We start from the raw sequence: 11,149 nt of genomic DNA on the forward strand, positions 1-11,149 counted from the left end.
ACAGCCGCGCACGGACCCACGGGCCCCGGATGACCCCGTGGTGACCTCACGTACCGGATGCCGAGCGCTGTCACGGTCCGCTGATCCGGCGCTCCACGGCGCCGGCCGCACCCCTGTGGTGCGGCCGGAGCACATGCGTCAAGTCGAGGCGCCCGGCGGCAGGTTGATTCGGTTGCCGGCGTCGGCGAACACACGGGGAACGGCGGTCTGATGACCTGTCGGCTTGTGGGTTTGCACGCGCGGCGCGAGCGCAGGTCTGCGCCGCACACCGAGGGTGCCCCGGGAGGCGGCGAGGCAGGGGGAGACGGACCGCGATCCGCCGGGGCTCCCGTCCGGCCCCGGCCCGCAATGAGAGCCTGGGGGGCGACGGCACGATCACGTTCCCGCTGGGCGGGAGAACGGAGCAGGGGACGGATGAGCGGGCAACGGCAGCCGACGTTCGTGAAGGTGTGCGGGCTCACCCAGGAGCAGCAGATCGACTGGGCCGTCGAGCTGGGATACGACGCCGTCGGGATCGTCGTGACCCCCAGGAGCAAGCGGTACTGCCCGCCCGAACGGGCCGTGGCGCTCGCCGACCACGCCCGGGGACGGATCACCGTCTTCGCCGTGGCCCTGACCCACGCCGAGACGGCGGCCGTCGCCGAGCACGTCGACATCATCCAGATCTACGAGCCGGCCGACATCCCGAACCTCGCCCTCGCCTCCGGCACCCCGCCCGAGAAGCCGGAGGCCCTGCGGTACTTCTTCTACGACGCCAGCGCGGGCAGCGGCGTGTTCGAGGACATCCCCGGCTGGGTCGGTGAGGTGCCGGGGAAGGTGGTGATCGCCGGCGGCCTCGACGAGCACAACGTGGCCGGTGTCATCGAGGAGTTCGGGCCCTACGGCGTGGACGTCTCCAGCAGTGTCGAGACCGCGCCGGGGGTCAAGAGCCGCGAGAAGATGGCCGCCTTCGTCGCCGCCGCCCGCACCCCCGGGCGGCACGGCGGCTAGCGTCCGGCCTCGCGCAACTCCCTGACGATGCGGGCCGTCACCGGCACGGGTACTCCGTGGCGGTCCGCCGCGCGCAGCAACGCGCCCCCGATCGCGTCGAGTTCGAGGGGGCGGCCGGCCTCCGCGTCACGTTGCATCGAGGACTTGGCGGCGGGCGGGAAGGCGTCGTAACGGGACAGGGCCTGGGCCGGGTCGACCGGGGCGCCGCAGGCGCGGCTGACCGCGGCCGTCTCCGCGACGAGCGAGGCCAGTTCGTCGCGGTGCCGGGTGCGGGCCTCGCCGAGGGGGAGACCGTAGCGGGTGGTGAGCAGGGCGAAGGGCGCGAGGAACGACATCTTCGCCCACAGGGCCGTGGTCTCGTCGTCCAGGACGCGGGTGGCCGGGCCGGCCGCGGTGAGGGCCGCGGCCAGGTCCTCCAGACGGGGGCGGGGGACCTTGGCGCCGGTCAGGTCGATCTCCGCGAAGGGGCTGGTGTGTTCGACCAGGCCGGGGGCCGTGCGGGTCGACTCGACGCGGATCACGGAGGGGGCCACGCGGTCGGGGGCGTAGCGGGCGCGCAGCAGCGCGGGATGCTCCACGCCGTTCAGGAACGGTACGAGGAGGGCGTCGCCGAGGGCCGTGGGCGGGATCCGGGTGAGGGCCGCGTCCAGGGCGGTGGCCTTGACGGTGATCAGGCAGGCGTCGACCGGTTCGCGCAGGGCCGTGTCGGCGTCCACGGGGGCGGTGAAGTCGCCGAACAGGGCGCTGCGGACCTGGATTCCGGCGGTACGCAGGGTGTGGGCCGTCTCCTCGCCGGCCAGGCACAGCACGCGGTGGCCGGCGCGGGAGAGCAGGGCCGCGAGCAGGCCGCCCACGCCGCCGGGACCGAGAACGGCGACGGTGAGCCGGGGACCGGGCGCGCTGTCCGGGCTGTCCGGCGTGTCCGGCGTGTCCGACGTGTTCGGGGTGTTCGGGGTGTTCGTCATGGGGGGCTGTCCTCTCGTCGGTCGGCCCCGGGAGCGGTGGCCGCCTCAGGACGATCCTCGCAGGAAGGAAGGGGACTGCGGGAGACTGGGGACATGTGCCGGAGTATCAAGACCCTGCGTCCGCCTCAGCTGGCCGAGGAGGCCACCGAGGACGAGATCCGCGCTGCCGCGTTGCAGTACGTACGGAAGGTGTCCGGGTTCCGGGCGCCCGCCGCGCACAACCGGGAGGTGTTCGAGCGGGCGGTGGACGCGGTGGCGGAGGCCACCGCCGCGCTGCTCGGGGGGCTGGAGGTGCGGGGGCAGGCGGTGCGCGAAGCCGGCGGCTGAGGCCGCGGGGCTCCCGGGCGCTCCCGGCCCCTCGAAGCGCCGGGGGAAGTACGGATCAGGCCGGGCGTCTTCGCATCAGGAACCCCGCGCCCGCTCCCGCCCCGAACAGCGCCACCACCGACACCGCCGTCGCCAGCCAGGTCGCGCCCAGCCACTGGGCACCCAGGTAGCCGAGGGCGACGCTGTAGACCGCCCAGCTGAGGCCCGCCAGCGCGGACCAGGGGAGGAATTCGCGGACGCGGCGGTGGGTGGCGCCGGCGCCCAGGGAGACGACCGAGCGGCCGGCCGGGGCGAAGCGGGCCAGTACGACCAGGGCGCCGCCGCCCCGGGACAGGGCCTCGCCGAGCCGTTCCTGCGCGCTGCTCAGCCGTCGGGAGCGGGCGATCGCACGGTCCAGGCGGGCCCCGCCGCGCCAGGCCAGCCGGTAGGCGACCAGGTCGCCGAGGACCGACGCGGCGGCGGCGCAGAAGGTCAGCGCGAGGATGTCGGGTATGACGTGCGGGACGCGCCCGGGAGCCGCCCCGGTGCCCGCCGCCGCTGCCGTGGCCGCGGTGATGACCAGCACACCGCTGGGCAGGACCGGCAGGAACACATCAAGCAGCACGGAGAGGGCCACCATGGCGTATATCCATGGCCCGGCCTCCAGCGATCCCATGCTTTCCCACACGACGGTTCCCCCGTGATTGTCCTGTTGCGCCCCCCGACGTCAGCCATACAGCGTACGCGGGCGGTGTGACAGGAGTTTCACGGGGGGTTTGCGTAATCCGCAAAGGATTAAGCGGCCACCGGCGTGTCCCGCCCGGCGCCCCGCGCCGCCTCCGGCTGTTCCGGCCCCGGTCGCTCTGCCGCCGCCCGCTCTCCTTGTTCCGCCCCCGGCTGCTCCCCTGACCTCGGCGCGGCCGTCCGGAGGACCGCTCGTGCGATCGCGTCGGCGTCCGACAGGGTGACCGAGTCCACGCCCGGCCGGGCGCCCGCCGCGGTCACCCAGTGCACGCCCTCCGTGGGCACGCCGAAGGCGAACCGCCTCGGGTGCGGCAGGCCGTCGCGGTCGATCAGCCGGTACGGGCGCGGTGTCACGTCCAGCCCCCCGGTCTCGTGGCCGTCCACCCGGTGCGGGCGGCAGGCGCCCTCGCGCAGCAGCCCGGCCAGCAGTTCGTCGCCGGTACGGCGCAGGTCCGGCTCCGGGAGGCGGGCCTCTATGAGCGTGGTCACCCGGACCGCCGAGCCGGGGACCTCCGGCGAGCGCGCCAGCCACGCGCCGTCCGCCCGGTCCACCTCCAGACCGGGGCCCAGCACCGCCACCACGTCCGCCGCCAGCAGCGCGGTCAGCTCCTCGACGCGGCGGCGGGGCGGGCCGATGGACAGGAACGCGTTGAGCGGGGTGTACCAGCCGTCCAGGTGGGCCCGCCGGGAGGCGCCGGTCAGGCCGCCGTGGTCGACCACCAGCCGTATCTCGTTGCGCAGGTCGCGCAGCACGTCCAGGGCCGCCTTGAGCGGGCCGCGCACATTGCCGAGGGCGGCCTGTGCCGCGTCCTCGCGCAGGTACCCGCGGAGCCAGTCGTGCCAGTCCGCCGGACCGGTGAACTCCCGTTCCCCGTACGGGCGCTGGAGGCGGTCCCAGGACCAGCGGTCCGCCTCCGGGACACCGGCCCCGTCGAGTACGGCGGCCTCCGCGGGCCGGCCGGCGGCCGTGAGGAAGCGCTCGGTGAGGTCCGGGTCGCCGGTCAGGGCCGTGTAGTAGACCGTCTCCACCTCCTTGGCGACCAGCGGCCAGACCTCCGCGAGGAAGTCGGGTGCCTCGCCGGAGTCCGCGCGTTTACGCAGGCTCGCGATCACCTCGGGGGTGAGCAGCAGTGGGGTGTGCCGCCCGTACGGGCCCTTGGCGTTGTCGCCGCGTGCCTGGTAGGGGACGCCCCGCCGGGAGCCCGCGTACAGGCGGGGCTCCCGGCCGGAGGGCGTGTAGTGCAGGGCGCCGTCGGGGGTGCGGGCGAAACGGCCGCCCCGGCCGGTGGTGAGCAGGGCCAGGTGGTCGAAGAAGTTGAGGCCGAGGCCGCGCAGCAGCACCGGTTCGCCGGGGGCGATCGGGGTGAGATCGACGTCGGCCGGGTTGGCCGGCGGTATGTGGCGCAGGCCGTGCCGGGCGGCGTGTGCCAGGTGGCGGCGGTCCTCGGGGGCCGCCGTCGCCGGCAGGTGGCCCTGGGCCAGCACCACCGCCGCCAGACCGGGCAGGGCGCGGCCGTCGTCGAGGGTGAGCGTCTGGCGGCCGTCGGGGTCGTCGGCGAGCCGTACGGCACGGGCGCGGTGGGTCTCGACGCGGACCGCCTCCGGTGCCCGGCCGACCGTCCTCGCGCACACCCATTCCAGGTAGCGGCCGTAGTGGGCGCGGGTCGGGTAGTCGTCGGGGTCCAGCTCGCCGGCCGCCCACTCGTACAGGCTGGGGCCGGGCCGGATCGGGCCCGAGCACTCCACGCTGTCGTCGGTGAACAGGGTCACCTGGCTCGCCACGGTGTTCATCAGCAGCTCCGCCGACTGCGCCGTACGCCAGACCCGGCCGGGGCCCGGCGGCGCCGGGTCGATCACATGGACCGTGAGGCGCGATCCCGGGGGCAGCAGCTCGGGTGCGGAGGCGCAGAGGCGTTCCAGGACGCTGGTGCCGCGCGGTCCGGCGCCGACCAGGGCGACGGCGACCGGGGCGGATTCCTGGGGCGAGGCAGACAAGGACGTGACTCCCGGGCGGGTGGGGGCGCTGGGCAGGAACACCGCCCGCACGGGTCGGGGAAGCGGACGGTCCGCCTCATCATGCCGTCGCGATTAACAGAAGCCAACGCGTGCCCCACCCGCCTCGGATGTCCCTCATGGGGTGGTGAGGGTGGACTCCTCCACGGTCTCCAGCGTCCCGTTCCGCCGGGCCCGCTCCAGCCGCAGCCGGGCCGAACGGCCGTGCAGCGTCAGCGTCATGAGCTGGTTGCCGAACCACGGCCCGCCCCTCTTCCGCCATGTCACCGGCGGTGGCGCAGAGCGTCCGTGCCGGGTGAACCGCCGGCCGAGGAACCGGGCCAGGGCGCTCCAGCCGAACCGGAAGCCGACCCGGATCGTCGGCGGTACGGAGTTGTGGACGGGCGAGCAGGTGAGTTGCAGCACACGGGAGGAGGGCCCGGCACCGGCCGGCCACGCGGGCTCGGCGACGTAGGCGTGGTGGACATCCCCGGAGAGCACACAGATCGACGCGGGTGCCCCGGGACCCGAGCCGGTGCGGGCGATCAGGCCGGCCAGTTCGGCGAAGGAGGCCGGGAAGGCCGCCCAGTGCTCCAGGTCGGCCGCGCGGCGCAGCCGCTCCCCGAACTCCGCCCAGCGGGCGCCCCGTTCGCCCCGGCACAGGGCCGCGTCCCAGGTCTCCAGGTCGTGTATGAGGTGCGGCAGCAGCCAGGGCAGCGAGGTGCCGACCAGGAGATGGTCGTACGACTCCCGGTCGGTCAGCGCCTGTTCGCGCAGCCACTCGGCCTCGCCGGGGTCGAGCATGGCGCGGTTGCCCTCGTCCAGCACCCGCGCCGCCCGGGTGTCCACCATCAGCAGCCGCACCCGCCCGAAGTCGCGCCGGTAACTCCAGCGCACCGACGACGGGTCGGTGTCGGCCTTGGCAGCGAAGGCGCGCAACTCGTCGGTGCCGTCGGGGGACGCGCATACGGCCGTGTACAGCGGGTCGGCGGCCAGCTCGGCGGGGGAGAGGTTCCCCAGGTGCTGATGGACCCAGTACGACATCAGCCCGCTCAGCAGCCGCTCCTGCCACCAGGGCGTGGCCCGTACGTCGGCGAGCCAGGCGGCGGAGGTGTTCCAGTCGTCTATGACGTCGTGGTCGTCGAAGATCATGCAACTGGGCACGGTGGACAGCAGCCAGCGCACCTCGGGGTCGAGCCAGGACTCGTAGTAGAGGCGGGTGTACTCCTCGTAGTCCGCGACCTCGGCGCCGGGCGGCTCCGACAGGTCGCGGCGGGCGGCCAGCCAGTGGTGGGTCGCCGTCGAGGTCTCGTCGGCGTACACCTGGTCGCCCAACAGCAGCAGTACGTCCGGCCGTTCACCGCCGGCGGCGACGCGGGCGGCCAGGCTGTCCAGGGCGTCGGGGCCGACCGGGTCCTGGCCGTCGGCCGGGGGAGCGGCCCAGCGGCAGGAGCCGAAGGTCACCCGCAGCTCGTCGCCCTCGGCGGGCACACGTATCACCGGGGCCGGGAAAGGGGAGTCCGGCAGCGGCCACACCCGTGTGCCGTCCAGGACCACCTCGTACGGCGTCGAAGTCCCCGGCGTCAGCCCGGTGACCGGGACCAGGGCGTAGTGGTGGCCGGCCACCTGGAAGGTGCGCGTGCTGCCGCCGGCCCCGTCCGGGCAGCGCACCTCGGCGGTACACGGACGGCTCGTCTCGACCCAGACGGTCGCCGACGAGCCGTCGGTGTACCTCAGCAGTGGTCCCAGGCGCAGTCCGGCCACGTTCGCCCGCCCTCTTTCCCGGTCGGTTCGCCTCCGTCGCCCCGTACGGTACGGAACGGCGGAGGTCAGCGGGGAGGCTTCGACGCGGGAAAGAGTGCGGGAAGGGGGGTGGAGCGTGGCCGGAATGCGGGGGAAGCGGGGCCTTCTGTGCGCCCGGCTGTCCGCCGGGCTGTCTGCCGGTCGGGTCAGCAGCCGGAGAGGTAGCCGGTGAGCGCGCTCTTCTCGGCGGAGTCGACCGAGAGGTTGTAGTAGTACTTCACCTGGACCCAGGCGCGGACGTAGGTGCAGCGGTACGACGTCAGCGACGGCATCCAGGTGGCCGGGTCCTGGTCGCCCTTGGACTGGTTGACGTTGTCCGTGACGGCGAGCAGCTGCGGGCGGGTGACGTCGTTGGCGAAGGCCTCGCGCTGCGCGGTGGTCCAGTTGCGGGCACCGGAGTCCCAGGCCTCGGCCAGGGGCACGAGGTGGTCGATGTCGACGTCGGAGGCGGCGGTCCAGGTGGCGCCGTCGTAGGGGGAGTACCAGCTGCCGCTGGTGGCGGTGCAGGCGGAGTTGGTGACGACGTTCGAACCGTCGCGCTTGAGGATCCACTCACGGGTGTTGCAGGTACCGCTGATGGTGTCCCAGGTCGGGAACAGGTCGCGCGCGTAGCCGGTCCTGACCTCGGTCGCCACGGTGAGCGAGGCGAGGTAGGTGCGGGCGGTGGACGCGCTGACCGGGGTGGGGAGGGCGGCCGAGGCGCTCGGGGAGTTGAAAAGGGCGACGGAGGCTATCAGGCCGGTGAATGCCGCGAGTATGCTGAGGCGTCGACGCGCGTAGAACTTCGGCATGGGAACTCCCTTGTGGGGGTGGGATGTTGGAGCGCGGGCGAGGGAATGCTCGCGCCGCCGTGTTGCCGGGGAGTGAGCGTTGGGTAAGAAGCTAATGACGTGTGCATGACACGGCAAGGGGTGGCGACCGGGGCGGGGTCGACGTGGACGGTGGTCGCGGGTGACTACCGGATCGCGGAGCCGGTCGAGCAGTATGCCGAGCCGTGCCGACCCCGGCCTGGCGGGCCACCGCGGTGAAACTGACCGGCAAACGTGCCGAGTTCCGTCACGCCGACCCCGTCCCACGCCTGCGAGCGCTGTTCCAGGAACGACCACCACAGCGCCATGCCCCGGGCATAGCTCTTGATCGTGTTCGGTGACCGGTCCGTCCCCCGCAGGTGCTCCACGCCGGGCCAGGGCGGACCGGCTGCCGCCATTCCCGCGGATCGTCCGACCGGCTCCTTGGCCTCGGCTGCCCTCGCGCAAGGCGAGAACCTCACTCTGCGGCGGGCGCTCGCCCGGTACGAGTGTCAGGCACTGGCCGGTGACGCCTGGTACCAGACAAACGTCACCGGCCAGTTCCCTTCTAACCGATGCCGGTGACGCTGAGAGCCGTGGTCCAGTTCGCCTTGATCGCGGTGCGGGCGGCGTTGAGGGTGATGGTGCCGTTGCACACGGCGTTCTTCAGTTTCGTCTCCACACCGTCCTTGGTGGTGGAGTTCTTGGTGCCGGAGTGCGGCTCGGGCCACAGGTTGTTCGGGTCCCGCGGTGATCCGCCGAGCTCGAGGGGGATCTGGTGGTCCTCCTCGTAGTCGGACATGTTGGTGTCGCTGTAGCCGTAGTCGATGATGCCCTGCGCCTTGAGCGCGTTGGTGTAGGAGGTGGGCGGGCGGACGGTCGCCGTCCAGCCGGACACGCAGATCGTGGAGCCGATCGTCGACTGGGTGACAGCAGAGTTGTACACACCGGGCGTACACGACGGGTCCGGCAGCGGCAGGTAGGACTGGGAGCAGGAGCTGGCCTGTGCGGTGCCGGCGCTGGCGCCGACGATGAGGCCGCTGATCGCCAACGTGAGAGCAGAACCGGTGGCAGCCGCTATCCGTATTCGGGAAGGCATGGGAATCTCGATCTCCTCAGATGGTCAGGCTCATGACAGGGACGTTTCGCGGACGTTGGGCAGCGCTCTGTCGTCCGGGCTGTGCCGCCGATCGTTGGGCTCCGCGGCGCAGCCCGGGCTACAGACCGCGGGCCTCGGCGGGCAGATTCGTCGCCGTATCAGGAGCGGCCGTCCGGCCGGTCTTCTCGGTGGCCACGGTGAACGAGGTGAGGTAGGTGCGGGCGGTGGACGCGCTGGCCGGGGTGGGGAAGGCGGCGGAGGCGCTCGGGGAGTCGAAGAGGGCGGCGGGGGCTGTCAGGCCGGGGAGCGTCGCGAGTATGCCGGCCCGTCGACGCGCGTAGAACTTCGGCATGGGGTTCCCTTGTGGGGGTGGGATGTTGGAGCGCGAGCGAGGGAATGCTCGCGTCGCCGTGTTGCCGGGGAGTGAGCGTTGGGCAAGAAGCTAGTGACGTGTTCATGACGTGACAAGGTGTGCGACGTGACTCACAGGCGGGATCTTCGGCCTTGGAGATCGGTGTGGTGGTCACGTACCGTGGAGGGCGTTGAAGGGGAGTAGCTCTTCGCCGGACCGTCGACATACTGCTCAGCCCGTCTGAGCCGGCGCCCGGAGGCGGACCTCGATCACGAGGCCGCCAGCGAGACCTTCGGCAAGCAGTGCACGCCTGTGCCGCACAGCGGCGCGGGTGATCCATGTGTGCTGCCGTGCCGAGGTGTCGTGTGTTCCGCGCGAAGTGCAGCACTCTCGGTGGGGTGGCCCCGACCGATTGAGGACCCTTGATCAGCATCACCGTGACGGCGCTCGTCTTCGGCGTCATCTTCCTCGCCGAACTGCCCGACAAGACCGCGCTCGCCGGCCTCGTCCTGGGTGCGCGCTACCGGGCGTCCTACGTCTTCGCGGGCGTCGCGGCCGCCTTCCTCCTGCACGTCGTGCTCGCCGTCGCGGCCGGCAGCGTGCTGACCCTGCTGCCCCAGCAGATCGTGCACGCCCTGACCGGCGTGCTCTTCCTCGGCGGCGCGGCCGTGCTGCTGCTGAAGAAGGGCGAGGAGGAAGAGGAGATCCGCAGGCCCGCCGACCAGTCCTTCTGGAAGGTCGCCGGTACCGGGTTCATGCTCATCCTGGTCGCCGAGTTCGGTGACCTCACGCAGATCATGACGGCGAACCTCGCGGCCCGGTACGACGACCCGCTCTCCGTCGGCCTCGGCGCGGTGCTCGGCCTGTGGGCGGTGGCCGGACTCGGCATCGTCGGCGGCAAGGCGCTGATGAAGAAGGTGCCGCTGCGGCTGATCACGCAGATCGCGGCCGTGCTGATGCTGGCGCTGGGCGTGTGGAGCCTGTGGGAGGCGATCGCGGGCTGAGCCGGACGCGTCCCGTCGGGGGCCGGCGAGCTGAAGAGTCGATGAACGGTCGGCGACGGCGGTGGCGGGATGGCCACTCCGTTTTGTACCGTGGAGAAACAAAGTGGCTCCCGCTCGTTTTCCCTGACCGGCGGGCGGGGCCGCTCTGTTTTGCTTTGCCCGGCCCGCTTAGGAGCTGCCCGATGACGGCCACCGTCCTCACCGCCCGCGCCCTCCTGCTCGACATGGACGGCACCCTCGTCAACTCGGACGCCGTCGTCGAACGCATCTGGCGGCGCTGGTCCGAGCGGCACGGGCTGGACGGCGACGAGGTCATGAAGGTCGTCCACGGGCGCCAGGGGCACGCGTCCATGGCGGTGCTGCTGCCGGACCGGCCGGTCCGGCAGAACCTCGTGGACAACGCGCGGATGCTGACCGAGGAGACCGCCGACATGGACGGCGTGGTCGAGGTCCCGGGCGCCGCGGCCTTCCTCGCCTCCCTGGACGGGCTGCCGCACGCCCTGGTGACCTCGGCGGACGTGGCGCTGTCCACGGCGCGGATGGCGGCGGCCGGGCTGCCGCTGCCGGCGGTGCGGATCACGGCGGAGTCGGTGGGCGCGAGCAAGCCGGACCCCGAGGGTTTCCTGAAGGGCGCGGCCGAGCTGGGCGTCGCCGCGGCGGACTGCGTGGTCTTCGAGGACTCGGGCGCGGGGATCGCGGCGGGGCGCGCGGCGGGGATGCGGGTGGTGGGCGTCGGGGCCCGGGCGGGCGTGCACGGGCCGGACGTGGTGGTGCGGGATCTGACGGGGGTGCGCGTGGAGGCCGCGGCCGACGGCTCCCTGCGGGTGTACGTCGACTGAGGCGGCGGTAGGGGTGGTGCGGTTGTGGGCGAGTGCGGGCCCGGTGGGGGGGCTGGTCGCGCAGTTCCCCGCGCCCCCAGGGGGGTTGTCCTCGAAGTCGGCTTCAGGATCAACGCCGGGAAGGGGCGCGGGGAACTGCGCGCTCTGCCCCCCCCCCCCCCCCCCCCAACCCCCACCCCAAACAACCCCAGAACGCCCCCACCCACACGCCCGGTCTGTAGCGCTAACACGGGCGCGGGGGGGGGCGGGCCGGATCACACCCCAAAC

Annotated in this window: 11 protein-coding genes; 4 read left to right on the forward strand and 7 right to left on the reverse strand. The window is 72.9% G+C overall.

The window, feature by feature from the left end; genetic code table 11:
* The first annotated feature begins 414 nt into the window (after positions 1 to 414).
* Positions 415 to 990: a phosphoribosylanthranilate isomerase gene (locus ACWGJB_RS46050; RefSeq protein ID WP_453386013.1), complete on the forward strand. Its 576-nt coding sequence runs from the start codon at positions 415 to 417 to the stop codon at positions 988 to 990.
* On the opposite strand, the gene ACWGJB_RS46055 is transcribed toward ACWGJB_RS46050, so the two are convergent.
* The gene (locus ACWGJB_RS46055; RefSeq protein WP_453386014.1) at positions 987 to 1,955 is read right to left on the reverse strand and encodes a ketopantoate reductase family protein; all 969 of its coding nucleotides are present in this window, start codon (positions 1,953 to 1,955) and stop codon (positions 987 to 989) included. The genes ACWGJB_RS46050 and ACWGJB_RS46055 overlap by 4 nt on opposite strands.
* A gap of 93 nt (positions 1,956 to 2,048) precedes the next feature.
* Here ACWGJB_RS46055 and ACWGJB_RS46060 point away from each other — a divergent pair, with 93 nt between their 5' ends.
* The gene (locus ACWGJB_RS46060; RefSeq protein WP_453386015.1) at positions 2,049 to 2,282 is read left to right on the forward strand and encodes a DUF2277 domain-containing protein; all 234 of its coding nucleotides are present in this window, start codon (positions 2,049 to 2,051) and stop codon (positions 2,280 to 2,282) included.
* A gap of 55 nt (positions 2,283 to 2,337) precedes the next feature.
* Here the strand turns inward: ACWGJB_RS46060 and ACWGJB_RS46065 are convergent, their stop codons facing one another.
* The 6 genes from ACWGJB_RS46065 to ACWGJB_RS46090 all read right to left on the reverse strand — a co-directional run bounded on the left by ACWGJB_RS46065 (position 2,338) and on the right by ACWGJB_RS46090 (position 9,039).
* On the reverse strand, positions 2,338 to 2,937 hold the full coding sequence (locus tag ACWGJB_RS46065; protein ID WP_453386016.1) for a DedA family protein: 600 nt from the start codon (positions 2,935 to 2,937) through the stop codon (positions 2,338 to 2,340).
* Positions 2,938 to 3,056: 119 nt separating this feature from the next.
* Complete coding sequence (locus ACWGJB_RS46070) at positions 3,057 to 5,000, reverse strand: FAD/NAD(P)-binding protein (RefSeq protein ID WP_453386017.1); 1,944 nt, start codon at positions 4,998 to 5,000, stop codon at positions 3,057 to 3,059.
* A 135-nt stretch (positions 5,001 to 5,135) separates the two neighbouring features.
* Positions 5,136 to 6,761, reverse strand: a complete 1,626-nt coding sequence (locus tag ACWGJB_RS46075) for an alkaline phosphatase D family protein (RefSeq protein ID WP_453386018.1) — start codon at positions 6,759 to 6,761, stop codon at positions 5,136 to 5,138.
* Positions 6,762 to 6,946: 185 nt separating this feature from the next.
* Positions 6,947 to 7,591 (reverse strand): HNH endonuclease family protein, encoded by a 645-nt coding sequence (locus ACWGJB_RS46080; RefSeq protein ID WP_453386019.1) that lies wholly within the window; start codon positions 7,589 to 7,591, stop codon positions 6,947 to 6,949.
* A 565-nt stretch (positions 7,592 to 8,156) separates the two neighbouring features.
* Complete coding sequence (locus ACWGJB_RS46085; RefSeq protein WP_453386020.1) at positions 8,157 to 8,687, reverse strand: hypothetical protein; 531 nt, start codon at positions 8,685 to 8,687, stop codon at positions 8,157 to 8,159.
* Positions 8,688 to 8,805: 118 nt separating this feature from the next.
* Positions 8,806 to 9,039 (reverse strand): hypothetical protein, encoded by a 234-nt coding sequence (locus ACWGJB_RS46090; protein ID WP_453386025.1) that lies wholly within the window; start codon positions 9,037 to 9,039, stop codon positions 8,806 to 8,808.
* A gap of 422 nt (positions 9,040 to 9,461) precedes the next feature.
* Here ACWGJB_RS46090 and ACWGJB_RS46095 point away from each other — a divergent pair, with 422 nt between their 5' ends.
* Together ACWGJB_RS46095 and ACWGJB_RS46100 are read left to right on the forward strand one after the other, a co-directional pair.
* Positions 9,462 to 10,043, forward strand: coding sequence for a TMEM165/GDT1 family protein (locus tag ACWGJB_RS46095; RefSeq protein WP_453386021.1), 582 nt, complete (start codon positions 9,462 to 9,464; stop codon positions 10,041 to 10,043).
* A gap of 182 nt (positions 10,044 to 10,225) precedes the next feature.
* Complete coding sequence (locus tag ACWGJB_RS46100) at positions 10,226 to 10,882, forward strand: HAD-IA family hydrolase (protein WP_453386022.1); 657 nt, start codon at positions 10,226 to 10,228, stop codon at positions 10,880 to 10,882.
* Positions 10,883 to 11,149 lie beyond the last annotated feature (267 nt).

It is taken from the genome of Streptomyces sp. NPDC054813 (assembly GCF_053611365.1).